Origin of the sequence: Nostoc sp. (assembly GCF_036917675.1) — a bacterium.
GTDB lineage: Bacteria > Cyanobacteriota > Cyanobacteriia > Cyanobacteriales > Nostocaceae > Nostoc.
Genome location: NZ_JBALCT010000039.1, coordinates 1 through 25,177, shown reverse-complemented (window position 1 = coordinate 25,177; position 25,177 = coordinate 1). Strand labels below are relative to the sequence as shown.

Annotated in this window: 21 protein-coding genes and 2 pseudogenes; 11 read left to right on the top strand and 12 right to left on the bottom strand. The window is 42.0% G+C overall.

Features of this window, described 5'->3' with window-relative positions:
- Positions 1-41 precede the first annotated feature (41 nt).
- The 3 genes from V7K31_RS13150 to V7K31_RS13140 all read right to left on the bottom strand — a co-directional run bounded on the left by V7K31_RS13150 (position 42) and on the right by V7K31_RS13140 (position 4,050).
- Positions 42-2,486, bottom strand: coding sequence for an S-layer family protein (locus V7K31_RS13150; RefSeq protein WP_335094775.1), 2,445 nt, complete (start codon positions 2,484-2,486; stop codon positions 42-44).
- A gap of 298 nt (positions 2,487-2,784) precedes the next feature.
- Entirely contained in the window at positions 2,785-3,093 is a 309-nt protein-coding gene (locus V7K31_RS13145) for a hypothetical protein (protein WP_335094774.1), read from the bottom strand.
- 129 nt (positions 3,094-3,222) lie between these two features.
- Positions 3,223-4,050, bottom strand: a complete 828-nt coding sequence (locus tag V7K31_RS13140; protein WP_335094773.1) for a carbohydrate ABC transporter permease — start codon at positions 4,048-4,050, stop codon at positions 3,223-3,225.
- Between the two features lie 182 nt (positions 4,051-4,232).
- Here V7K31_RS13140 and V7K31_RS13135 point away from each other — a divergent pair, with 182 nt between their 5' ends.
- The 3 genes from V7K31_RS13135 to V7K31_RS13125 all read left to right on the top strand — a co-directional run bounded on the left by V7K31_RS13135 (position 4,233) and on the right by V7K31_RS13125 (position 7,283).
- Positions 4,233-4,931, top strand: a complete 699-nt coding sequence (locus V7K31_RS13135; protein ID WP_335094772.1) for an aldehyde oxygenase (deformylating) — start codon at positions 4,233-4,235, stop codon at positions 4,929-4,931.
- 176 nt (positions 4,932-5,107) lie between these two features.
- Positions 5,108-6,127, top strand: a complete 1,020-nt coding sequence (locus V7K31_RS13130; protein ID WP_335094771.1) for a long-chain acyl-[acyl-carrier-protein] reductase — start codon at positions 5,108-5,110, stop codon at positions 6,125-6,127.
- 175 nt (positions 6,128-6,302) lie between these two features.
- Positions 6,303-7,283 (top strand): acetyl-CoA carboxylase carboxyltransferase subunit alpha, encoded by a 981-nt coding sequence (locus V7K31_RS13125; protein ID WP_335094770.1) that lies wholly within the window; start codon positions 6,303-6,305, stop codon positions 7,281-7,283.
- A gap of 192 nt (positions 7,284-7,475) precedes the next feature.
- On the opposite strand, the gene V7K31_RS13120 is transcribed toward V7K31_RS13125, so the two are convergent.
- Entirely contained in the window at positions 7,476-7,817 is a 342-nt protein-coding gene (locus V7K31_RS13120; RefSeq protein WP_335094769.1) for a hypothetical protein, read from the bottom strand.
- 121 nt (positions 7,818-7,938) lie between these two features.
- On the opposite strand from V7K31_RS13120, the gene V7K31_RS13115 reads away from it, so the two are divergent.
- Both V7K31_RS13115 and folE read left to right on the top strand, forming a co-directional pair.
- A complete protein-coding gene (locus tag V7K31_RS13115) occupies positions 7,939-8,664 on the top strand; it encodes an SDR family oxidoreductase (RefSeq protein WP_335094783.1) in 726 nt (241 codons plus the stop codon).
- 91 nt (positions 8,665-8,755) lie between these two features.
- Positions 8,756-9,463: a GTP cyclohydrolase I FolE gene (gene folE, locus V7K31_RS13110; protein WP_335094768.1), complete on the top strand. Its 708-nt coding sequence runs from the start codon at positions 8,756-8,758 to the stop codon at positions 9,461-9,463.
- 113 nt (positions 9,464-9,576) lie between these two features.
- On the opposite strand, the gene V7K31_RS13105 is transcribed toward folE, so the two are convergent.
- Positions 9,577-10,224 (bottom strand): phosphoribosylanthranilate isomerase, encoded by a 648-nt coding sequence (locus tag V7K31_RS13105; RefSeq protein WP_335094767.1) that lies wholly within the window; start codon positions 10,222-10,224, stop codon positions 9,577-9,579.
- A gap of 122 nt (positions 10,225-10,346) precedes the next feature.
- On the opposite strand from V7K31_RS13105, the gene psaK reads away from it, so the two are divergent.
- The 5 genes from psaK to V7K31_RS13080 all read left to right on the top strand — a co-directional run bounded on the left by psaK (position 10,347) and on the right by V7K31_RS13080 (position 14,853).
- Positions 10,347-10,601, top strand: coding sequence for a photosystem I reaction center subunit PsaK (gene psaK / locus V7K31_RS13100; RefSeq protein WP_334827706.1), 255 nt, complete (start codon positions 10,347-10,349; stop codon positions 10,599-10,601).
- Between the two features lie 93 nt (positions 10,602-10,694).
- Positions 10,695-10,817 carry a hypothetical protein gene (locus V7K31_RS13095; RefSeq protein ID WP_335094766.1) on the top strand — a complete coding sequence of 41 codons (123 nt, stop codon included), beginning with the start codon at positions 10,695-10,697 and terminating at the stop codon, positions 10,815-10,817.
- A gap of 82 nt (positions 10,818-10,899) precedes the next feature.
- The gene (locus tag V7K31_RS13090; protein ID WP_335094765.1) at positions 10,900-12,096 is read left to right on the top strand and encodes a site-2 protease family protein; all 1,197 of its coding nucleotides are present in this window, start codon (positions 10,900-10,902) and stop codon (positions 12,094-12,096) included.
- A gap of 352 nt (positions 12,097-12,448) precedes the next feature.
- Complete coding sequence (der, locus tag V7K31_RS13085) at positions 12,449-13,819, top strand: ribosome biogenesis GTPase Der (RefSeq protein WP_335094764.1); 1,371 nt, start codon at positions 12,449-12,451, stop codon at positions 13,817-13,819.
- 113 nt (positions 13,820-13,932) lie between these two features.
- Entirely contained in the window at positions 13,933-14,853 is a 921-nt protein-coding gene (locus tag V7K31_RS13080) for an energy-coupling factor transporter transmembrane component T family protein (RefSeq protein WP_335094763.1), read from the top strand.
- A 166-nt stretch (positions 14,854-15,019) separates the two neighbouring features.
- On the opposite strand, the pseudogene nrdJ (V7K31_RS13075) reads toward V7K31_RS13080, so the two are convergent.
- Positions 15,020-16,093, bottom strand: a pseudogene (gene nrdJ, locus V7K31_RS13075) (ribonucleoside-triphosphate reductase, adenosylcobalamin-dependent); the annotation flags it as partial.
- A 285-nt stretch (positions 16,094-16,378) separates the two neighbouring features.
- Positions 16,379-17,608 (bottom strand): annotated as a pseudogene (gene nrdJ / locus V7K31_RS13070) (ribonucleoside-triphosphate reductase, adenosylcobalamin-dependent); the annotation flags it as partial.
- 425 nt (positions 17,609-18,033) lie between these two features.
- Between nrdJ (V7K31_RS13070) and V7K31_RS13065 the strand changes: the two are divergent.
- On the top strand, positions 18,034-18,708 hold the full coding sequence (locus V7K31_RS13065; protein ID WP_335094762.1) for a Uma2 family endonuclease: 675 nt from the start codon (positions 18,034-18,036) through the stop codon (positions 18,706-18,708).
- A 70-nt stretch (positions 18,709-18,778) separates the two neighbouring features.
- On the opposite strand, the gene V7K31_RS13060 is transcribed toward V7K31_RS13065, so the two are convergent.
- The 5 genes from V7K31_RS13060 to V7K31_RS13035 all read right to left on the bottom strand — a co-directional run.
- Positions 18,779-20,395, bottom strand: a complete 1,617-nt coding sequence (locus tag V7K31_RS13060) for a hypothetical protein (protein WP_335094761.1) — start codon at positions 20,393-20,395, stop codon at positions 18,779-18,781.
- 2 nt (positions 20,396-20,397) lie between these two features.
- A complete protein-coding gene (locus V7K31_RS13055) occupies positions 20,398-22,005 on the bottom strand; it encodes a hypothetical protein (protein ID WP_335094760.1) in 1,608 nt (535 codons plus the stop codon).
- A complete protein-coding gene (locus tag V7K31_RS13050) occupies positions 21,998-22,408 on the bottom strand; it encodes a hypothetical protein (protein WP_335094759.1) in 411 nt (136 codons plus the stop codon). Before V7K31_RS13050 ends, V7K31_RS13055 begins: the two co-directional genes overlap by 8 nt.
- Positions 22,405-23,793, bottom strand: coding sequence for an RAMP superfamily CRISPR-associated protein (locus V7K31_RS31875; protein WP_442941274.1), 1,389 nt, complete (start codon positions 23,791-23,793; stop codon positions 22,405-22,407). The genes V7K31_RS13050 and V7K31_RS31875 overlap by 4 nt, the downstream gene beginning before the upstream one ends.
- Before the next feature lie 164 nt (positions 23,794-23,957).
- Positions 23,958-25,177 (bottom strand): Cas10/Cmr2 second palm domain-containing protein (locus tag V7K31_RS13035; protein WP_335094758.1); only part of this gene is annotated, 1,220 nt, incomplete at its 5' end.

Here is a 25,177-nt window from a genome sequence, read left to right as displayed (position 1 = left end):
AAGCCAGGGACTTAACAAATAAATTGTATGTTATTTAATCCTTATTCCTTAGCATCGCAAGATGTAGCGACGAGTGAGGAGTTATGGGGCGATGCAGTGGGTACTTGAGCAACCAGAACTACGTTACCATTGGCATCCATTACCCATCCTTGGGCTTCCACAATTTGAGTAGGTTCATTGACAGAATTAACTTCGTGTGAGTTTTCTTCTGTATTTCTCTGCTTATGAACAACCACTCTTTTGTGAATACCGCTAGCACGATTCTTACTCTCAGGCTCCAGTGTAATCCAATCTGCCAGCACCGCATCATCAGCTATCAATGCCTCCGTGGGATCGGGTGCTAGTCCTCCACGCCCAGTAGCAATAAATGAACTCCTGGCTATTTTTCCACCAGAATTACAACCAGCAACAATTTGCTGCGAAGCATCAACAAGATTTACGGGTAATTGCACTAAACCTTTACTGGGGTCAACATCTGGTGAGTTTATTTGGACTGTCCCGCTTAATGAGGGGTTTTGTTGAGAAAATGCGGTGATGTCACTTGTTGGCAGGTTATTCGGGTTAATTTCCTTTAAATCAAGCCTCTCTACCTCTGCACGAGTGCGGGGCACAAATCCAAAGATGTTCTTAGCAGTGATTCTGATTTTACCACCAGAGCCAGAGAAGGCGTTGGCGGTGATATCGCTATTTTCTAAGGGAGCGGCGACGATGAAGCCATTAGGTGCTTTGATGGTGATATTACCGCCATCTCCACTAACCCCTGTCGTACCTGCGTTAGTGGTTATTTTACTGTCGCGGCGCATCAGTAATAAGTCCCCCACCTGTAGCGTAATATTCCCGCCTCCACCGGACTCACTATTAGATGTGAGTGTTCCTTTGTCCAGAAGTATGGAGCGAGTGGTTATATTTAAATCGCCTGCTTTCCCTAAGTTATTTGGATCTCCGTCATAGATGACATTTTTTCGAGCTTGGCTGCTCACAGATATTGCAGCCCCATCCTTGATGGTCAATCGCTCTGTCATTAGCGTCAAATTGCCGCCATCTCCAGGCCCTTCAGTTCCCGAAAACAAGCCACTGATCCTAGAACCATTTGGTGAGGTTCCTATTAGTTCTACAGACTCAGAGGCGTTCACCATCAAATTTCCTGCTTTTCCTGTAGCTGGTATAATTTCGTTAGAAAAATAACCATATATGCTTTCAGAGGTTGTTGATATTTTTGCCCCTCCTTGGATACGCAAGTTTCTGGTGTTAATTGTGATGTTGCCAGCGTTTTTATCGCCATAAGTTGCACTAAATAATCCACTAGATATTAAATCGCTACCATCTTGCTGACGAACGGAGGTGCCGCCGATTAGTTCCACGGAATCTGAGGCGTTTATGGACAATTGCCCCTGCAATTGTCCTCCATCTCTGACGAGCAACTTTTTAGTAGTGATATTTATGTTTCCAGAGCCTCCGGTGGAGAAACTCTGAGTAAACAGTTGTGCATCTTGCTCAACTACTACAGAGTCTGAGGCGTTCAGTGTCACATTCCCCCCTGACTGATCTTGCAAGGGATAAACTAGAATTAGGAAGCTGCCAGCTATCCGTATATTCCTACCTTGCATCTGGATATTGCCGCCACTGTCTCCATGAGTATCTATGGTGGATGAAATTTGGCTCGATTTGATTAATTCGATGTTCTGAAAATTTGGAACACCTTCATATCCAAATGCCCAACCTTGGTTCGTTGGACTCAAACTGACCAGACTATTATCAGCGACACTTCCTAACTCAACGCTTCCGTCCTTTGCTGTGATATTTCCCCCATCTAGCGTGATATCACCGCCGATGAGTGCCAAAGTTTTGCCTTGCTGCACCTGTAAACCAACGCCTTGTCCAAAGATATTAACTGCGCCATCTGGTTCTGCTTGGGATTGATTGCGGATGGGAGCCGCAGTTGTTCCGAATTGTAAACCAATGGGAACACTTACTGTCAACAGGGGTGTAGTTTGAGGAGATGTAGCACTAAATTTTGTACCATCAGCAAAGTTCAAGCTACTCGCCGTACTGGCCACAAATGAACCGCCGATATTTAAAGAAGCATTTGACCCAAAAACAATGCCGTTAGGATTAATCAGAAACAGGTTGGCTGCGCCGTTAGCTTTCAGAATGCCATCTATATTAGAAATAGAATTGCCTGTCACCCGACTGATGATGTTTTGAATATTTATTGCATTGTTAAAGTAGGCTGTCCTTCCCGCAGAGACAGAAAACTGTTCAAAGCTGTGGAATAAGTTTGTACCACGAACTGCCCCACCATCAATCTGGTCTATAGGCTGACCATTGATTAGCTTTGGTGTAATGATTGAACTTTCAGATCCAAGTGTGCCATCTTTTTGTATTTGGGCTAAGGCAAAACTCTCAAAGAAAGTCAGCACTCCAGCAATTGCTAAAGTACTCACTATCCCTAACTCCCAGCACCAACTGCTTCGGTATCGAGACATCACTAACTTGCACCCAAAAAATAAGAGTATATTTAAATACTGCTCCTTGCTAATTAGGTATAGTGATACTTAAGATTATCTCTGTAGCCTAACTAGTAAATGCAAAGTTCAGCATTTTTATACTCACTAGAATAAACTCTTTAGAGGTCATTTATAAAGTAAAAATAAAATTACTCTTGGGGAGCCAGTGGGTTGCTCTAGTCAAAAGAGTTGTAGCAACTGGTAAACCAGCGCACCCAAGTTGGTTTCCTTAGATTTACTTTATAAATGGTTTCTTACAGTCCGAAGACTAAATTATTTAGCAGTTACAGCCAAGAGGGTTGTGATTTGAAGGGCAAGGGACACACCATGAATTTTGCATTAGCACAATTCTCTCTTGTGTGTCTTTTGGAGTTGCAGGCAATAATTCATTCGGTTGCTGTTCATTAACTGCATCACCAGATTTAATTTTATTTAGGTCAAGATTACACTGCCACTGAACTATCAAAGCTCGATCTTCTAATACTCCGTACTTTTCAAGCACTGTGTATAAGTCAGCGTTATTAACGCTTTCAAGCAGTTTCCGTTGAATCTCGTCTTGTAACTGTTGTAATGTTTCAGGGTTCATAACTGTTTGCATTTCCTACAGAATGTGTACAATTATGGATTCAGCTTGGCTAGGAAGAATTTCGGATAGTTTCACAAAATGCTGAGATTTCAATCTCAGGCTGGCTTCCACTCACCGCCAGCCTCCCGGCTAATTCTTAATCCCTGTGGTGGCAATACCCTGAATAAACTGACGCTGACCGATGAGAAATAATACCATCACTGGAACTGTAGCGATCGTCACTGCTGCCATCATCAAAGGCCAATTATTTGTAAATTGCTCTTGAAACTCTGCCAACGCCAGCTGCACCGTCCTTAATTCCGGTCGTGTCGTAAATACCAGAGGCTTAAACAAATCATTCCATTCGCCGATGAAGGTGAACAAAAACAGCGTCACTAAGGCGGGACGGGCTAAAGGTAACATCACTCGCCACAAAATTTGCAGTCGGTTCGCCCCGTCTATAGCGGCGGCTTCCTCTAACTCGACGGGAATTGTCTGGAAATACTGACGTAATAAGAAAATGCCAAAGCCGTTGACAGCAGTGGGTAAAATCAGCGCCCCATAGGTATTTATCAAGTGTCCCCACTTCAAAACCAAAAATATGGGAATCACTAATAACTGAAAGGGAATCACCAAAGTTGCTAAAACGACTAATAGCAGGGCTTGACGTCCCCGAAACTTCAGCCGTGCGAGGGCGTAACCCGCTAAAGCGGAAGTGACAATCTGAAACGCCGTCACAGCGATCGCTACCAAGGTAGAATTAGCAAACGCCAGCAAAAATTTTCCCTGTTGCCATGCAAGGCGGTAATTAGCTAAAGACCAGTTATTTTTGGACAAATTTTCTGGGCTGGCGGCGGTTGGTGCAAAGGAGGTGAGAAAGACTACAAACAACGGTAGTAGAACGAGCAATGCCCCTAGCAGTAAGACTACTAGGCTCAAAAAATCGCCAGATTTCAGATTCGGGTTCGGTTTGGACATAAATTGAGCTGCAAAGCATTTATTTCGCTAGTAGTAGAGCATCGCCCTCAGCAACAGTTAATCTATAAACATAGTTACTTGTTAAGTAAAATTAAAGCACAGTGATTATTACCCTCAGTTCATAGGGTAAATTGAATCGTGGTGTCAAATAATTAATTCAAGTTTACAGGAGTAAACATACCATGCAGCAGCTTGCAGACCAATTTAAAGAATTAGATTTCAAGAGCGAAACATACAAAGATGCTTATAGCCGGATTAATGCGATCGTAATTGAAGGGGAACAAGAAGCCCACGAAAATTACATCACACTAGCCCAACTGCTGCCGGAATCTCATGATGAATTGATTCGCCTATCCAAGATGGAAAGTCGCCATAAGAAAGGATTTGAAGCTTGTGGACGCAATTTGCAAGTAACCCCAGATTTGCAATTTGCCAAGGAGTTTTTCTCTGGACTACACCAAAATTTCCAAATAGCGGCGGCGGAAGGCAAGATTGTAACTTGTCTGTTGATTCAATCTTTAATTATCGAATGTTTTGCGATCGCAGCATACGAAAATTATATCAACGTCGCCGACGATTTTGCCCGTAAAATCACTGAGGGAGTAGTCAAAGAAGAATATAGCCACCTCAACTTTGGAGAAGTTTGGTTGAAAGAACATTTTACAGAATCCAAAGCTGAACTTGAACTTGCAAATCGCCAGAACCTGCCCATTGTCTGGAAAATGCTCAATCAAGTAGAGGGGGATGCCCACACAATGGCAATGGAAAAAGATGCTTTGATAGAAGCCTTTATGATTCAATACGGTGAAGCATTAAGTAACATAGGTTTTACGACCCGCGATATTATGCGCTTGTCAGCCTACGGACTCATAGGCGCTTAAATACAGTGCTGAGTAACGAGTGCTGAGGAGCCAGTGCGTTGAGCGGCAAAGCCCGACTTGAAGCAACTGGCGTTGCTGAGTAGTTCAACTTTAGAACTCAGGACTCAGGACTCAGGACTGCTAGACCACTTACATATTCCACGCGCTCAGGACAGCATAAGCTTAAGAATCACTACATGTTTGGTCTAATTGGACATCTGACTAGTTTAGAACACGCTCAAGCGGTAGCTCAAGAATTGGGATACCCAGAATATGCCGATCAAGGGCTAGACTTTTGGTGCAGCGCCCCGCCGCAAATTGTCGATACCATTATTGTCACCAGTGTAACTGGGCAACAAATTGAAGGAAGGTATGTAGAATCTTGCTTTTTGCCGGAGATGCTAGCTAGTCGCCGCATTAAAGCCGCAACGCGGAAAATCCTCAACGCCATGGCCCATGCACAGAAGCACGGTATTAACATCACAGCTTTAGGCGGATTTTCCTCAATTATTTTTGAAAACTTTAAGTTAGAGCAGTTTAGCCAAGTCCGCAACATCAAACTAGAGTTTGAACGCTTTACCACAGGAAATACTCATACTGCTTACATTATTTGTAAGCAGGTGGAAGAAGCGTCAAAACAACTGGGAATTGATCTATCAAACGCGACTGTTGCTATATGTGGCGCAACTGGGGATATTGGTAGTGCAGTTACACGCTGGCTAGATGCAAGAACAGATGTCAAAGAACTTTTGTTGATAGCTCGTGATCAAGAACGGCTCAAAGAGTTGCAAGCCGAACTGGGGCGGGGAAAAATCATGGGTTTGACAGAAGCACTGCCCCTAGCTGATGTTGTAGTTTGGGTTGCCAGTATGCCCAAAGGCGTGGAAATTGACGCCACCACTTTGAAACAACCCTGTTTGTTGATTGATGGTGGCTATCCTAAAAACTTAGCAACGAAAGTTCAGCATCCTGGTGTACACGTGTTAAATGGTGGAATTGTAGAGCATTCCCTGGATATTGACTGGAAAATTATGAAAATCGTCAATATGGACGTGCCAGCCCGCCAGTTGTTTGCTTGTTTTGCCGAATCAATGCTGCTGGAATTTGAGAAGTTATACACGAACTTTTCGTGGGGACGGAATCAGATTACCGTAGACAAAATGGAGCAGATTGGTCGGGTATCAGTAAAACATGGATTTAGACCACTGCTGGTTTAACAAAGAGTTAGGAATTAGAGACGCGATGTTCCTCGCGTCTGTACAGGAGTTAAAAGTTAAGAGTTAATAACTTTCATAAATCCACATCTTCTAATTCCTAACTCCTCATTCCTCACTCCTAACTCATCACTCCCCACTCTGAAAAACCTATAACTCGTAACTTATAACCCCTACGATGGCAACTACCGAGCGTAAACCGCTACTGTTAGATTTTGAAAAACCCCTAGCAGAACTCGCAACCCGAATTGATCAAATTCGGCAACTTGCAGAAGAAAATGGCGTCGATGTTTCTGGTCAAATTCGTCAACTAGAAGCGCGCGCCATGCAACTACGTGAGGAAATTTTCACTAGTCTATCCCCGTCCCAGCGATTGCAAGTCGCTCGTCATCCGCGTCGCCCCAGTACTCTCGATTACATTCAGGCTATTAGTGATGAATGGATGGAATTGCATGGCGATCGCACTGGTGGTGACGATCCGGCTTTAGTTGGTGGTGTTGGTCGTCTGAGTGGGCAACCTGTGGTGATGTTGGGTCATCAAAAAGGTCGTGATACTAAAGACAATATTGCCCGTAACTTTGGAATGCCTTACCCTGGCGGCTACCGCAAGGCAATGCGGTTGATGGAACACGCTAACAAGTTTAGTATGCCGATACTAACTTTTATCGACACGCCAGGAGCTTGGTCTGGCGTAGAAGCAGAACATCAAGGTCAAGGAGAAGCGATCGCCTACAACTTGCGAGAAATGTTCTGCTTAGATGTGCCAATTATCTGCACAGTCATTGGTGAAGGTGGTTCCGGCGGCGCACTCGGTATTGGCGTAGGCGATCGCCTACTCATGTTTGAACACTCCGTTTATACCGTCGCCACTCCCGAAGCCTGTGCCGCCATTTTGTGGAAAGATGCTGGTAAGGCTCCCCAAGCCGCCGTGGCTCTGAAAATTATTTCCCACGATCTGAAAAAGTTGGGAATTATCGACCAAATACTGCCAGAACCCACTGGTGGCGCTCATTCTGACCCATTAAAAGCCGCCACCACTCTCAAGCAAGTGCTGCTAGAAAATTTGGACGAACTCAATCGTTTGACCGCTCCAGAACGCCGCCAACTGCGCTATGAAAAATTCCGCAAAATTGGTGTTTTTACAGAAGTTGCTTACTAACGGCACTTCATAAAGATTGATTAGCAAAGCAGCAATGCTATAATTGCCTATGTGCTTAAAGATTTTTAACAATCTAGCCATAGGCATTTGCATATTTGGTAAATCTACTCAATTGGATTGAGTGGGTTTTGTATTTTTTATGACAGGCTATTGTCGTAACCTAAACACCAAACTGTGTTGTAACAGTAAAAATCATACTGCCTGTGGTAGACGGGCGGCTACCTGTGGAACGGCACTTGCTTTAACGCGGGGAACCCCCGCAACGCAGTGGCTCCGGTGAGTAAGACCATAATCGGGTTTAGTCCCGAATACCTTTGTGGTATATCTAACCTGGTATCGGCGGTTGAGACGGGAAACTCTAAAGACGAATAAAACCGTCCCTGAGTTCAATGATGTTGAGTAGCTCTCCAACCGTAAGCGTTGCAGGTTAGAGAACTTCACGTAATCTAATTTGAGTGTACGGCGTGGTTTTCCAGGCAATAATTTCTTGTCTTCACTGGTAAAACCCATAACATAGCCACTATTGCACTGCATTATAGCAGTTGTTTAATGGAAATCATCAGATTTTTAGATTCCTTTAATCTATCCAAACCCAGAAGTGTGAATAATTGGATGGTAATAAACTTTGGGAATTGCCAAAAAATTGGGAGACACTATGAGTGTTGAGCAAAAACGACGCGCCCTGATTACTGGGGCAAGTAGTGGAATTGGGAAAGCAACGGCTTTAGCCTTTGCCAAAGCCGGAATAGATGTCGCCTTAGTCAGCCGTTCTGGGGATAAGTTGGAAACGGTAAGAGAAGCAGTCGAGCATACTGGGGTGGAAGCGAAAGCTTACCCTGTAGATTTAGCGCGCCTGTCACAAGTAAAAGAAAAGATCCAAGCGATCGCCCTTGACTTTGGTGATATAGACATTCTGGTAAACAATGCTGGCATAGCCTATACAGCTACTTTGAGCGAAACTCCCCTAGAGGACTGGCAGCAGGTAATTGACTTAAATCTTAGCAGCGTGTTTCAGTGCATTGTGGGGATTTTACCTTCAATGCGCGATCGGGGCACAGGCATAATTATCAACGTCGCCTCAATTGCGGCCAAGCAACCCTTTCCCAGTTGGGGAGCATACAGTGTCAGCAAAGCTGGTTTGATTGCCCTCTCTCAAACCCTGGCACAAGAAGAACGTACCCACGGCATTCGTGTCACAGCTATCTGTCCGGGCGCAGTCAATACCGAACTTTGGGACACAGAAACAGTCCATGCAAACTTAGACCGTTCCAAAATGTTAACCCCGGAAATTGTGGCTCAGTCAATTCTCTACACAGTTCTGTTACCACAACAGGCAGTTATTGATGAATTGACCCTAATGCCCAGTGCTGGCGCACTCTAATTAGTGCTTCGTCCTTTGTCCTTTGTCTTTTGCAAATGACTAATGACTAATGACTAATGACTAATGACTAAACCATAATCAAGACTGAATCATGACTATCGCTAGTTCAAACGGTTCCAATAGCTCTCAATCGCCTCTGATTCCCGACTTGGCAGAAGCCATAACTCCTAGACCCGATCGCAATACTCATAACGGGCGACAAGCGGATGTGTCTCCGCCAACAGAGGAACAGATGGAGGAAATGAAGGACGCCGTGCGGACACTAATATTGGGAGTTGGCGAAGACCCCGAACGCGAAGGACTCCTCAAAACACCCAAGCGAGTGGCCGAGGCAATGCGGTTTCTTACCAGTGGCTACAACCAATCCCTTGAAGAACTCGTTAACGATGCCATCTTTGATGAAGGGCATAGCGAAATGGTACTAGTTAGGGATATTAATTTCTTTAGTCTGTGCGAACATCATATGCTGCCATTTATGGGTAGAGCGCACGTTGCTTATATCCCCAACCAAAAAGTTGTGGGACTGAGTAAGCTAGCCCGCATTGTTGAGATGTATTCCCGTCGTTTACAAGTGCAGGAGAGGTTAACCCGTCAAATTGCCGAAGCAGTTCAGACCATTCTGGAACCTCAAGGTGTCGCAGTAGTGATGGAAGCTAGCCATATGTGCATGGTGATGCGAGGCGTCCAGAAACCAGGTTCTTGGACTGTCACTAGCGCAATGGTTGGTGTGTTCCAAGAGGAACACAAAACGCGCGAAGAATTTTTTAACTTGATTCGCCACCAATCAGCATTTTTTTAAGGAATGGGGAGTGGGGAGTGGGAATGAGGAATAGGGAGTAGGGGAATAAGGGGGATGAGGGGGAATAATAATTATTTGTTTACTCCCTACTCCCCACTCCCGTACAGACGCGATTAATCACGTCTCTCCCACTCCCTACTGCTTAATTTCTCAAACAACTTGGCTACCTTATCTAAATCCTTATCTCCAGGTGAACGTTCCACACCACTAGATAAATCAATGCCGCTAGGACTAACCTGACTTAAAGCTTCCACAATATTATCTGCTGTTAATCCTCCAGCTAAAAACCAAGGGCAAGTGGGGTTAAATTGCTCTAGCATTCTCCAATCTAAGGTTTTGCCTGTACCACCAAGTTGTTGGGCATGGTAGGCATCAAGTAGTAAAGTATCTATGTATTTAATGTAATCAATCGCTGTCTCAAGATGCTCAAGACTACGAATTCTCAGTGCTTTAATAATTTCGGCATTAGGTAAAGCTTCACGTAACTTGCAGCAAAAACTTGGTAATTCATCTCCGTGTAACTGGACACCAGTCAACCCAGAATCACCTACTATCTGACTGATTTCGGGGATACTAGCGTTGGCAAAAACACCAATTGTGTCAATATTTGCCGGGAGTTGTGCCACTGCTGCCCGAATTTGCGATGTAGTTACGTAGCGAGGTGAGGTTGGCACACAAATAAATCCTAGTGCCGTTGCGCCCAGAGAGGCGATCGCTATAGACTGCTGTGGTTGAGTGATGCCGCAAATTTTAACGCGCATGAAAATCTGACAAATTTAAAATAATCATCACAAAAGTCTAAACTATCTAAAAAACTTTTGCGGCCTTGTAATTTTATAATCTTGTAGGTCTAGATTAACTTTTCTATTTAGGAGACAAAAGCTTGATTTCCTCTATTTTACTAGCAGTCGCTGCATCTGTTCCTGCAACACCTGCGTGGAATCCCACAGTGGCGATCATCATCAGCGTCAGCAGCTTAGTAGTGGTTTTGCTAAGTACTAAGATTGAAAAACCCTTAGTTGGCCCCAAGTTCCCTATCCTGCCGATTAGTATTCCAACATTCGTTGCTGCGATGGCTTTTGGTCATATTATTGGCGTTGGCATCGTTTTAGGACTGACTAACATCGGTCGTCTGTAGTTTTGCGATGACAGTGGCGTTGGTTGTAACGCCACGATCAATACAAAACTCCTAAAAACGATTTTGGGCACGGGGGTAGGGAAGAAATAACTTATGCCCCATGACGCCAGTCGCCTCAAGTCGGGAAACCCGCCCACGGCGCTGGCTCCCCAATGCCCCACTCCAGAGTTTTGCTCACAGGCATTAATTGTCTATTCTAGAAATAAGAGCAATTGATGTTCAGAAATATATGTATAAGTATATTCGCAATTATTACAGTATAAAAACTACTGGCGATATCTAGTTTTAGGACAATATAATGCAAACAAATTGGAAAATTGGGTCTTTATTTGGAATTCCCCTATTTTTAGACCCGTTATGGTTTGTGATTTTAGGGTTGGCAACTCTCAACTTTGGGGTAGCTTATCAAGAATGGGGAACTGTTATAGCTTGGAGTGCTGGAATAGTTATGGCACTGCTGCTATTTGGTTCGGTGTTGTTACATGAGTTGGGTCATAGCTTGGTAGCCCGATCGCAAGGCATTAAAGTTAATTCAATTACCTTATTCCTGTTTGGCGGGATTGCTGCTATTGAAGAAGAATCTAAAACTCCTTTGAAAGCCTTTCAAGTAGCGATCGCTGGGCCTGTGGTGAGTATCGCACTATTTTTGCTGCTCCGGCTGGCAGCTACTGTGATACCTAATACGAATCCACTCAGTATCATGGTTGGAGATTTGGCGAGAATTAACTTGGTGGTGGCTCTATTTAACATGATTCCCGGCTTACCTCTAGATGGAGGACAAGTGTTAAAAGCAGCACTATGGCAAATAACAGGTAATCGCTTTAAAGCCGTACACTGGGCTGCAAAGGCTGGGCAAATATTGGGTTATGGTGCGATCGCCTTAGGATTTGTTGTAGATTTTGTGACTAGAGAGTTAGTAGTTGGTTTGTGGATGGCGCTGTTAGGTTGGTTTGCTGTCCGCAACGCCAGCAGCTATGACAACGTGACTACATTGCAAGAAAGCCTACTCAAAGTGGTGGCGGCTGATGCGATGACTCGTGAGTTTCGGGTAATTGATGCTGACCAGACATTGCGCTCCTTTGCCGATTTATACTTATTGGAAACCGCTCCCTCACAGGTTTATTTTGCTGCATCTGATGGACGTTATCGGGGTCTAGTTTCCATTGACGATTTTCGTTTAACCCAAAGAAGTGAATGGGAAACCCAAACCGTACACAGCATTGCGCGTCCCCTGACAGAAATACCTACCGTTACTGAATCAACATCTGTAGCTGAGGTGATTAACAAGCTGGAAAATGAGCAGTTAGCTCGAATTACCGTGCTTTCTCCGGCTGGTGCTGTAGCTGGTGTAATTGATCGGGGAGATATTGTGCGATCGTTAGCACAGAAGTTAAATTTGCGAATAACGGATGCAGAAATTAAGCGGATCAAAGAAGAAGGTAGCTATCCGCCTGGGTTGCAACTGGGAGGAATAGCGAAGTCAATTACAAATTAAGTGTCATACACTCGTCATAGTTTTGCAATAGATTCGTCAAAAGCTTGTGTGATATTTAAATTGGTATTTGGTTACAAAATGCTTTTTTTGGGTAAAAGGTAGGATTTCCTACCTTTTTTATTTTTTAAACCTCTGTTCTGAATGACGTATATTGGCAAGCTATAGCAACGGACAGGAAGCTTAGGACAACGATAAATTCACAATGTATCCTGTTGAGGGCGTCTACCGCCAACTTGTCTTAACGGCTTTGGCGACTGCTATAAATACTTGAAAAATTAAATTAAAACTTCCAGTTTAAAGTGAGTAAAATGTAAGTACGTGATATACTACGGCTCTCACTTACCCTGGTTTTATGGCACTGCCAATTGTTGCAATTATCGGACGCCCAAATGTGGGCAAATCCACCCTGGTTAATCGACTCGCCGGGGAACAAACGGCGATTGTCCATGATGAACCGGGAGTGACACGCGATCGCACTTATCTGCCAGCTTTCTGGAATGGTCGGGAATTTTTAGTTGTAGACACTGGTGGTTTAGTCTTTAATGATGATACCGAATTTTTACCACTAATTCGCCAACAGGCAATGACAGCGCTTGCAGAAGCCTGTGCCGCTATTTTTGTAGTAGATGGTCAAACAGGCCCCACATCGGCAGACCAAGAAATTGCCGAATGGATGCGCCAACAACGCGCACCTGTGCTACTAGCTGTAAATAAATGTGAATCTCCAGAACAAGGCTTAATGCAAGCTGCCGAGTTTTGGGAATTGGGATTGGGCGAGCCTTACGCCATTTCCGCGATTCATGGCAGTGGCACAGGAGAGTTACTCGACGAGTTAGTTAATCACATACCGGCTGTTGAAGACATGCCGGAAACTAATGAAATCAAAGTAGCAATTGTGGGACGCCCAAATGTGGGCAAATCGAGCTTACTCAATTCTTTTGTCGGGGAAGAGAGGGCAATTGTCAGCCCAATATCCGGCACCACCCGCGATGCTATTGATACTGTCATTGAGCGAGACGGACAAAGTTACCGCTTGATTGACACCGCCGGTATTCGCAAAAAGAAACACATAGAATACGGCACAGAATTCTTTAGTATTAACCGTGCTTTCAAAGCGATTCGCCGCGCTGACGTGGTTTTATTAGTACTAGATGCCGTAGATGGAGTCACTGAGCAAGACCAAAAATTAGCTGGGCGGATTGTCGAAGAAGGTCGAGCTTGCATTATGGTCGTTAATAAGTGGGATGTCGTTGAAAAAGACTCTTATACAATCTACGACTACGAAAAAACTCTGCAATCACGGTTGCATTTTACCGAATGGGCAGAAACAATTTTTGTCAGTGCCTTGTCAGGACAACGGGTAGAAAAGATTCTAGAATTGGTGAAGACGGCGGCTGAATCACACAAACGCCGTGTCAGCACATCAGTTATTAACGAAGTCTTAACAGATGCCGTCAGTTGGCATTCACCGCCAGCATCTCGTGGTGGGCGTCAGGGCAAGATTTATTATGGTACACAAGTAAGTAGCCAACCACCAACGATCGCCCTATTTGTGAATGATTCCAAACGCTTTAACGACAACTACCGCCGCTACATTGAACGCCAATTCCGGCAACAGCTAGGATTTAAAGGCACACCAATTATTTTACTGTGGCGGAGTAAGAAAGTCCGGGATGTCGAAAGTGGTAATGTTAATAGAGCAACTCGCGTCAAAATAAGTTAGGAGACGCGATGAATCGCGTCTGTACAAGAGAGATGCGATTAATTGTGTCTGTACAAGAGTTATGAGTTAAAGTCAAAACTCCTAACTCCTCATTACTCACTCCTAACTCTAAAATGGATTTATTGCGATCGCTGCCACTTGGACTTTATTTAGAACAACCCCAAACTTGGCTGCATAAAATCGATCCGCGAGTCAAGTTCGCCTGGTTGATGAGCTTTTTAACAAGCTATATTTTGGCGAATAACTTTTGGCGGGTACTGCTGGTGGTATTATTAATTATTGCCACCTTGATTGCTAGAATCCCCCGACGAGTATGGCGGCAGCAAATGGGTTGGCTATTAATCCTATCGTTTTTTGTCTTAGCGATCGCAGCCATTAGTCCTGATGGAATGGGTATAGATTATCAGTCACGCCTGCCAGCTAATGAAAAAATATTAACCCAGCTATCAAACTCCAATAATCTTGTTCAAGAACAAGTAGTTGAGAAAAAAAAATACAGCTACATATTATTTCACAAAGGTCCAGTCAAAGTGACTCGCTATTCCTTGAGTTTAGCAGTACGCTTGAGTACACTTATATTTACCGTGATTTACAGTACCAACCTGTATCTGCTGACAACCGCACCAGAAGAAATTACATCTGGCATAGAAAGCTTAATGCAACCTCTGCGACGCTTCAAGTTGCCTGTCACAGAAATTACTTTAACTTTAACCTTGTCCTTGCGCTTTATTCCCCTGGTTTTAGAAGAAGTGCAAAATTTATTTCGCTCGGTGATGACAAGGGCAATTAATTGGAAAAAGCTGGGATTAAAAGGAGGATTCAAAGTTTGGATGACAGTCGCAGAGAGACTGTTAGAAAATCTGCTCTTACGAGCTGATCAAATGGCGAATGCAATGATGGTGCGAGGTTTTACCAGTCCCAATGAGCATCGAGTGCAATGGCATGACTTACGATTAAAAGGACGTGACTGGCTTGCTATTGGAACTTTAATCTTATTCTGGGGAATACGGCTAGCTATAGGAACTCAGGTCTAATTTTGCACCGAGAAAATGGCAGCGTGCTGTATTTCCCTGAAAATAGCTGTAAGTATTTTTGTGTTTTGAGTTGATCTAAAAAGCAGTGGTTTAATGTCATATTAAACCACTGCTTTTTATTGTAATAGATAAATAGTGCCTACCCGAAGTTGATAGTCATTTCACCTTATGAGCTTGGTTGCTGATCGGGAAACATACACTTATCAGAGTCACAACCACTAGGTCCAGCCTCTGCCATTTCGCCTGAATCGTAGCGGCTTAAGACTGCACAGAAATCATCTGTTTTGCGCCGTGCTTTCACCTCTTGATTCAAGCGATCGTAGGTTGATTTGTCTATTGGTTCAAATGGCAAACGTGGGAATGATTGCAAGTCATCAAAACGGGCTAAAAGAGCGGCTGAAATATATCCTTGATCATTCTGGATAGTTTCGTAGATACGCTCTGCCAAAGGTTCGATTTCATCAGAGCGAAGTTCCAAAGTAGCTGATGTGTTGTGAGTCACATACCAACGTTGAACCTGGAGGACAAAATCAAATTGGGCTAAAACTGAAAACTTAGAAACATCAATTTCATCAGCCCCTGGTAAATCAGCCCAAGATACAGAAACAGGAATTTCTACTAACCACTCACTCACCCGTGAATCAAAGGGATCGTTGAGCAAATTACCCTGTTCATCTTTGTCAGATTGAGAGGGAATGACGTTGTAACCATAGTCAATACAAGCTAAGGCTACTGGGTCATTTTTGCCGAAGGTGATGCGGCGAATAAATCTTTGGGCTTTCGGGGGATGCCATCCTGAACTAGCATTAGTTAATAAAGCCTTGGTGCCACTGGGTTGAACTGTGGTACAGCGATTTGGACGTTTGAGATTGTGGCGATCGCAATAATCCCAAACCACCCGATGTACAATATCTTTCCAGGAACTTAGATATTTTTCTTCCTCACGCTTGAAAGCTAATCCTTGTGGAGTTGCAGGTCTTCCTGCTTCCCACCAACGCAGCCAATCAACACCAAAAGCATGGACAAAGAAATCAAATAAACCTGTAAAAGAAACTCCTACAATCGGGTCTAATTCACGGCTGTATTGATAGCGTGGTTCCAAGAATTTGTGATTTAAAAGTGCTGCTACAGATAGCGCCCCAGCAGTGAAAGCTTCTTCTTGTTCCTTGTAGTTATATGGGTCGATTTGATTAAGGTGAACCTCAGACAAATTGCAGTGGAAGTTACTACCGATGATTTCCATATTTGTTACCCTAGAGGCTTTTTATCCCCTAGTTCTACTGCTTGATTATTCGCAGTAGCTCCGCGTACCTTTTGCAGATGTGACTTCAGATAATAAAAGTTTTTTTCACATCCACCCCCGCACTCTTGGAGAGATTATATTCTAGACACAAATTTCTGATGTCATCTAGTTCCACTCTCTACGCTGTACGGTGTCAAAGACTTTTTAATTCCTTTGATTACCACGGGATTAGCATCTCAGCTTTCCCCGTTTTTGCGAGGTTTTTAACGTGAGGCAAAATCACTTACCACACGGATTTAGCCCATAGCGAGCTAAACGATGTTCTAGCTCATTAGCATCAAGATTTGAATAGCGTTCTTCTAACCACTGCTTTGCTGTTCCTTGTTCATAAGCTTGCAAAAACTCAACTTTCAAAGCTTGTGTTGGCAGCAAATCAATGTTCGATCGCGCTACAGCTTCACCAGCCCATTGAATCGCTCCCTCGCCGCTATAATACTGTTTGCGAACAGCATCAAGACATTCTTCTAAGGTTGGCTTGCGGTGAAAAACTCTGGTGTGATTGGCCATCCTGAGTGCATCGCGCTCTGGATCAATTCGCCAGTTGCCATTTTCATCCTGCTGCCATAAATTATCTTTGGCGGTGGCTGCTAGGCGATCGCCAGAATCAAACTGACGCATCCCCGCACTTCTTCGAATATTGCCGGCAACAATTGTGACAGCAGCTTGATCGATTAACAAACAGCATTCAACTGAATTTAATTGCCGTCCTCTAGCTTTATTCAGAATAGATGCACAACGCTGATAAAGTCCAGGTAATTTTACAGGATTAGCAACTCCTCCAAAGCCGTTAAGAGTTTCTCCGGATTTTCGGACATCGCTGATATCAACTAATACTTCAACTGCGGTTGAAAACTGTTCATTAGTGGAGAGTTCCAATAGGGTTTGATATGATTCAACCCAACCTTCACGGCTATCTCCAACGTGAATAGTGACGCTGTTGCCTTCTATATGAGTTTCAGTATATTCACGCCGATCTTGTTGAGCAGTGCTGCCAATTTCACCTTGTACAGTGACATTCAGTTGATTACGGATGGGAGGTAACTGGTTAATAAATTGTGGTTCTAGGACAGCTCCGGTGCCACAGCCCATCATTGCCAAATCCATCATTAATCCGAAGGCACTCCAGTCTTCGAGATTGGTAGAGGTGCAATTATAAGCCCCGGAAAAGTTCTTTGGCTTGGTGATCCAGTCTGTACCACCAACCCATAGCCAGCGTCCACTGGGCATAGCTTTCAAGTTGCGCTGCATCTGATCGAGTATGGCAGCTTCTTCTTGAGTTAGCTTCCCCAGCTTGATTAAGCCGAGTAGAGTGCGATCGCACACCTCATCCCATGTTTCCCTTAGTCCCGCCTTTGTCCGGCGGCTATAGGTTCTAAAAAATACGGGATTAGCAGCCGGTGCAGTTTCGGGAAACTTTGCACTCTGGCGTTTTCTTTCGAGTTCTCGAACCATATATTAGGTGTCTTGCGTTCTGGTTGCGTGCGGACAGATTATGACTATACGCCAAGTAGTTTGAGTATTAAAGATTGTCAAATTGTCCACTTTACGCTAGGGATAGACCGTACTATTAGCAACAAAAATTTATGATGTATAATGTCCCTCACCCTTGGATCGGATCTCAATATTGAGTCTTAATAAGCACCGAGAATTACCCAAAACAAAAACCTCACCCTGTCCTGACTTTAATCCCTCTCCTTACTAAGGAGAGGGACAGGTTTTACTACGTAAAACCAGGGTGAGGTTTCTTTGGCCTATTCGATAAACCGTAAATTGCCTCAAGAGAGACTTGTGTACACCACCGTAGTCTAAAAGGGAGAAGTCAGAAAAAGTTGAACATCGCATTATGATCGAATTATTCAGAGAATCGGTAAATCATCATGTTAGAGTACGATCCATTAGGTTGCTTGCCCTCTTCTGAGGAGCTACCAGACTCTGACGATACTCCTGTCGATAATGAATTACAAGATTTGATTCCCGGTTTACTCAAAGCTATATTGGCTATGGCTTGGGCAGAACGGATGGATTGGTTTTTTGGCGTTGATATGGGTATTTATTATCACCCAGACTTACCGCCGATAGTACCAGATGGATTTTTGAGTCTGGGCGTTGAGCGATTTTATGATGAAAACCTCCGCCCCAGTTATGTGCTTTGGGAAGAGAGGAGAGTCCCAATATTAGCGCTGGAAGTGGTATCTAGAAAATATCGCGGTGAATACTCCACTAAGAAGCAAGAGTATGCAAAGTTAGGGATTTTATATTATGTAGTCTACAACCCGACTCGTCGCCGCAAAGCCAGATTAGAAGTTTACAAATTGGTTAATAATCTCTATCAATTACAAGATGAAAATCCCGTTTTGCTACCAGAGATTGGTTTAGGAATAGGCATGGAACGGGGAACTTATTTAGGCATTCCGCGCGAGTGGTTATATTGGTATAACCAGCAAGGGGAAAGGCTTTTAACACCAGAAGAACAGGCAAAAATTGCCCAACAACGCGCCCAATTATTAGCAGAAAGGTTGCGATCGCTCGGTGTAGATCCTGATTCTGTTTGAATTCCTCTAAGAAACCAGCGCCGCTTCTACAAAGTAAGCAGATGTCGCTTTTTAGACATCCTCTCAGCAATCAAATCAGAGAATCAGCTATTTCTTGAAGTTTCATCTCTAATTTATTATCATCTGTTTCTTGTCTCCACAGTCCAAAGAGCTTTAAAGCTTTGAAAAAAGGTGATTTTATATCTTGGCGATAAGCTTCATAAGCTTGATTAATTATCTGTTCAGAATCATTACTTAACTGCTTAATGTTTCCTAAAAACCGTTTCAGGGAATCCTTATTATATCCTAATAAATAATTACGTACTTCTTGCTGATTTACACCTAATAAGTTATGTAACAATTGGTTGCGAAGGTCATCTTCTTCTCTCTTATATTGACATGACCATTCCAAAAGTTCCCACGCTTTAAAATCCTGTCTGAGTTCACATAGCCATTGTAACTGTGTGCTATTATTTAATTTAAAAATCCTATGTTTTTGATTCTGATATTCTTCCCAGAATTTAGAATTAAAATCACCGATAATAGAATTAGGAAATTTTAATTGATTTAAAATTTCCAATGTGTTTTGCAGATTGAGTAAGTTGTTGATAGTGTTTTGAGATTTAAGAAATAAACCATGCTTGTCCCAACCGACGATATTTGATAATTGTATAGGATAATCATTAATCTTTTTAGTTTGGGAAATAATCGCAGCTTTTAAAAATGTCTCTTGAGTAGCATTTAGAATAGCTATTCCCTGAATATAATTTTCTTGTTTAAAAAAGATTTCAACTAAATCAAGAGCAGTAACTATTCTATCAATAGACGCTTTAACTTCAAACTCTTGACCTGAGACTAGAGAATTATTGATATTAAATAAATCAACTATCTTATTTATTTTTTCTATTGTTTGTTGATTAGCTATTCCTGTCAATATTTCCTTAGCCGCAGCCGGTAATCCTTTAATGATTAGCTGCTTTGCTTTTTGAATCTGCATGCCACGCCAATAGTTAGAACTGTCGATATCTTCAGATATTGATTGCTGATCATAATTTTCATCAAAATATTCATTACTGACTAAAAACTTAACATTTTTAAATCTACCTAAGCTAATAAATTGCACAGCCGAAGATATCGCAGGTGTTCCGGCTTGATGACTGACATATACCGTTTTTAGTGGATTATCGTCTAACTGGCATAAGGTTTTTTCTACTAGCGAAAGGGTTTCATTCCAATTATCTATACCTTTACCTATTTTTGTTGGTGTTAAATATAAGAATTCTGGCTGATAGTCAAACTTATCTTGAAAATACCACTCTAACAAAGGTTTAAGTGTACAAGTATCTTGCCAATAGGGACATTTTTCATAAATTATTTTGTCTTGATTGAATATTTGAGATTGGTCTGTAAGTAGAATTATAATTCTTTCTAGCTTGATGTTTTTCTCTACAAAATATTGGTGATAAGTGTTCAGGAGTGGAAATTTTAAATCAGACTCATAATAATCAGGTTTGTTGGCATATACAAGACCTAAGACCCTAGCGGCTGCTATATGTCCAGCACTACTGTCAAGGGGATTAATTTTTGCAATAAATGAAAAGCCTGAACATTCCAAATCACTACTTCCTTCACCATAAAAATTGCTCCAATTTCTATCATGCTTGGGGATAATATCACTATTACCTGTTGTCAAAATCCAAATACTCATATTTATTCCCCCCAAAGTTTGATAAAATCGCTAGTTGGTAAGAAAGTCAAAAATTCTTGGGTTCTCTGATCTTTCTTATCCGGGAAAATCGTTAGTAACTCTACATATTTTCTTCCCTGACGTATCATTTCCCCATCTCTTATTTTGTAGTGCGGGTACATTCGATGCCAAATTCTACCAATTTGACCCATCCTACCTGTGAGACTTGAACCTTTAATTGATTGGCTTCCTTGGTAATTAGCGTGAAACCATCTCACAGCTAAACTATCAACTTCATCTACTGCAATGCGTCCCCAGACTTGCACTTTTTGAGGATGGAATGTTTCACGCCAGTAACTTACTTGAGTAGTTGGTGTTTTACCTTTTAATTGCAGCCAGTTGTTTACAGTTTGTTTGATATCATTGAGGATATTCGTAATATGGTTAATGTTATTTACTGGAAAGTAGTATTTATTTGATTGTTTAGGGAATTCCCAATGAGAACCTATCATTGGTTTACCATTTAAATACTCTGGAAAAAAGATGCGGTGGTCAACACGTCGCCAAGATTTGCCAAAACCACCAAGCAGCATAGAAAATTTTAAAATTTTTGTAGCTAAGTTCTTTAATTCTTTTTTATACTCTGCTGAGGATGCACCCATACAGAGAATATTTAGAGTTCCCACACTTAATTCATAAGTAGGCATAGTTACATTGTTATACCGATATTCACCCATCTCTAAATCAACAGCATTAAAAGCAATTCCTAACTGTCCGACAACAGCACTATTTTTATCAGCAAACCCTCCCCATAATTCTCTGGTTAATTCTTCGGCTGTATTTTCATCTGTGATACTACTAAATAACCGTAGGGTATGACCACGTAAAGCAGCTTTAAAAATATTGGGTCGAAATTCACCTGTTTTATCGATTAATTGTGATGCTAGTCCTTGTCCACGCAGGTTAACAGTTACTAATTTGTTTTCGGGATGATTTATGGGTTGACCGTAACCAGCACTAACTCTAGAACCAATACCTTTTTGTATCGCTTTATCCCAAATATTCCAGATAGTTTCCCATTCATCGGCTGCTAGTGTTTCAGTGCTAGAAATGCCAAATACTAAGGTGGGTTGATAAAGAGATATTTGAATAAAAGCTGCGTGACTATTATTATTTTTAATTTGCCAATCTTGTTGAGGATGAACTACATCAATTAATGCTTCTTCACTCCAGGTTGCATCTTTGGGATAAGCACCATGAAAGCGGAGTTTTCCCGGTTGGGTATCGTTACTATTTAGTTTTCCACCGCAATATCTTTCGCCCTGTTCTGAGGTACAAGCCCGTAAAAAAGCACCTTTCATACTTGCGCCGGGATAAAATGGAAATCCTTTAGCGGCGATGACTGGCCGAATTATATCTTCATCTTGTCCGCTATTAGAAATAAAGCGCCAAGTAATTTTATATTCTTTTGTTTTAATCTTGCTGCTAAATGTGTAAGCATCTATTGCAGAACCATCTACCCATTCCTCAACCCATCTCTCAGACTGTTCGGGATTTCGGATATATTGAATTTGTCCACGTCCTGAAACTTGCGCTTGAAACATTAAGGGGACTTCGTTACTATTAATCATCTGCAACTCCTGATTTTTTGTAGCGTTGAGTCCACCAAACTAAGCTGTCACAGAATTGAGTCAGAACGGCTAAACAAATTCTTTGGTCTTCAATGGGAAGTTCCCATAATTTAGCGGCAACTTCTTGGATTTTGGCAGTGTTATTATTGCTAACATCTTCTTGGGGAAGCTTAATTCCCGCCAGTTGCATAATTTTGACAAAGCTTTTCCAGGTATCGCGCCAATATTCGCCTTTGGCTTTTTCTTTGTCTAAAAGTCGTAATTGTTCTCCCCAAAATCTCTCTAAGCCGTAAGCTACAGTTATTCGCATTTTGTGAGATTGACCAATAACATCTTTTTGGTCGCGGTGTTTGAGGACTAAGCGTTGCGCTTCTTGGTCTAAGTCGTAAGATTTCCAAGTCATATATTTACTACCCCATTAAAAGTTAAGTTACAGTGACCAAAGCCAATAGATTCTAAACCACCAAGATAAATATCTGTGCTTTGAGTACCATTTAATGGTTCCCATTGTTTCCCTGATTTATCATCTTTCATAGCGATGGGGAAAACTAAAATAGTTCCTTCTGGTAAGGCTTCGGTGTTAAAGAAACCACCAGCATCGACTACTTTTTGGTCTGGTTTTAATCGGACGCGACTTTGACGATATAATGCCATGTCATGAATCATGGAAATATCACTATCGTCTACTATGACTGCTGGTTTTTCCTTTCCTGATGGGAACCAAGGGGATAAGTCTATAGTTTTGTTGATGGTCAAAAATCCTAAGTTGAAAAATAAAGTTCTTCTACCTAAAGATTGTTTTCCCTTTAAATTTCTTGACCCTGTGTAGGGGTCGGGTATATCTATTTCTTTCAGAGATTTACCATCATATTTGACAGTATCACCGACAATTCTTTGGTAGCGTTGGAGTAATCGCGGACTACTTATCCAAACAATGGGTTGACCAGGACAAAAGACTGGTAGCCAAAGAATAGAAGCATATTCAAATTTAATGATAGACTCATTATTAAATTCTGATTTTTCTGAACCTGCTTCATTGCCATACCAATAAAACCAAGCTTCGTCCCATTCCCACCAGCTTTTATTTAAAGGTTCTGTAAGCACATACACACTACCAGATGGAACTGCATAACGTCCTCTTCCTAAATTCCCTTTGGCGCGGTAACGGTAAGGTACTGGTTTATCAGTTAGCATATCCATTGTTTGGGGAAAGCTTTCATGTTGGGGATGACGACTAGAGAAACGATTAGAACCCCAAATACCTGGTGTAACTAATGCAAAGGTGCGTTTAATTGGCTGGTTCAATAGGTTTAAAAACTTCTTATTTTTTATTTCCTCTGACTCGATTTCTACAAGATGATTTTCACCACCAAAACGATACCAGCCGTTTTCTATGGGATATGTTGATAGATAAACTAAACAGGTATCTTCGGACATTTGAACGGAGTTTTCTAGAAATAGTCCATTGGAGTCTTGCACACAGCGTTCTGAGTGTTTAATTTTGGGATGAAGGAAGGAAACATATTTCCAAGGATGGTCTGCAACGGATTTATATTTATCAATTCTGATTGCTTTGGTGGGTGTTACCCAAGAATCTATAGTTTGCCAACGATAATCTGGTTCTAGCTTCTCACTCTTATTTTCTAACTCCCATTTGCTATCCTTTAATTGCCATTCGTCAACTGCTTTTTTGGCAATTATTTTATTCCAAGGAATGGGAATATAGAAATTTTGCTTAGATTCGAGTTTTGCCCAAAAAGGCCCGGCGACAAATAGATTAGCATTCAATTCATTTTGAGTAAATGTTTCCGTAGTTTTGTTAATGCTAAATATTAAGCCTGATAGTGTCGCGGCTTCTGGGGGAAATTTTGCACCAGAACGACCAACTAAATTTTATGGTGAAAGAAATGCCCCTGCACTCCCATACATCAGTCCCAAGGGTTTAATAGTGATTAGGTATTTGAACATAAATGCCAGCCTACTTTAATTAAGTTCCTAATCCAGTCAATTGTAGTTTTTGTTCTATCAAAACTCTCATCTTCATCGCTAAAGCCGATAATATGTTTAGCACGTTCATAATTTATAAATTCTTTACCTTCGCCGGGAAAGTAAATATTAAAGAATTCAATAACGAATTTTTCTGTAAATGTAAAAGTATTTTTGTCAATATTAAAAGCACGACGGGATTCTAATTGAGCTAAATCTTGATAAACATGACTCCAATTTGATTTATGTTCTCGGTCTTGATATTTGGTTAATATATCTAAATAATCCCAAGGACAAGTCCACTGCACATATTGACCGCTATTAAAGACTATTCTAATGGTGACTCGTCCACGTCCTGATGATTTGGCTAGCTTTTCTGCTTCCCGACAATGTTGTAAAATATCCCTTTGGGGAACGCTAGAACCTGCCCAAACAAATCCGACGCTTAAGCCTATTTGCTGTTTATGCTTTTGCCATTCTTGGGGAAGTTTGGTTAACCATGCAAATGCTTCCTTGGCTGTAATCGCTTCTTGGTCTTTTTCTCGATAAATTACGCCTAAAAAGTCGTCTCCTCCGGCATATACTACTCGACCGATTTCTTTGGGGAAGTCTCTGTTAAATTCTTTCCCCCAGTGACGCATCGCTTGACTAAACTTTTTAATTTCATCATCACCATTTTCTTTTTTTGCCAGTTCTTTTAGGTGTTTCCCGACTTCATCTCCATCACCCATAAACCAACCTGTCCAGCGTCCTTTTCCTGACTCATTTTTGGCTTCGGGACTTCGATAAATTTCGCTGAAGCTTTCTAGTTTAGACATCTCTAATTTGTGAGCAATTTCTGGTAGTGTGACTAAACGTTTCACTAATTCGGGAATACTTAATTTCTCATTGAGTGCGAAAAATTTACCTTCTGGTTCTGCATCTTGGCGACGATTTTCTAAAACACAGGCGAGGCTGTGATAGAAGGTTTTTATCTCATTTTTTTCTTTTGTCCACTGGCGATTTTGAGGATTTCTATCTTCTGCACCCAATCCCGGAAATGCGATCGCATCTGTACCTGTTAAACTAGAACTCTCACCAATCCAGTTGACAGCAGGGTGGATTAATTGTCCAGAGAGAAAATATAACATGGAAGGATGATTCCTTGAGAAAAACACCAAAAACAGAGGAAAGTTGGGAATGAATT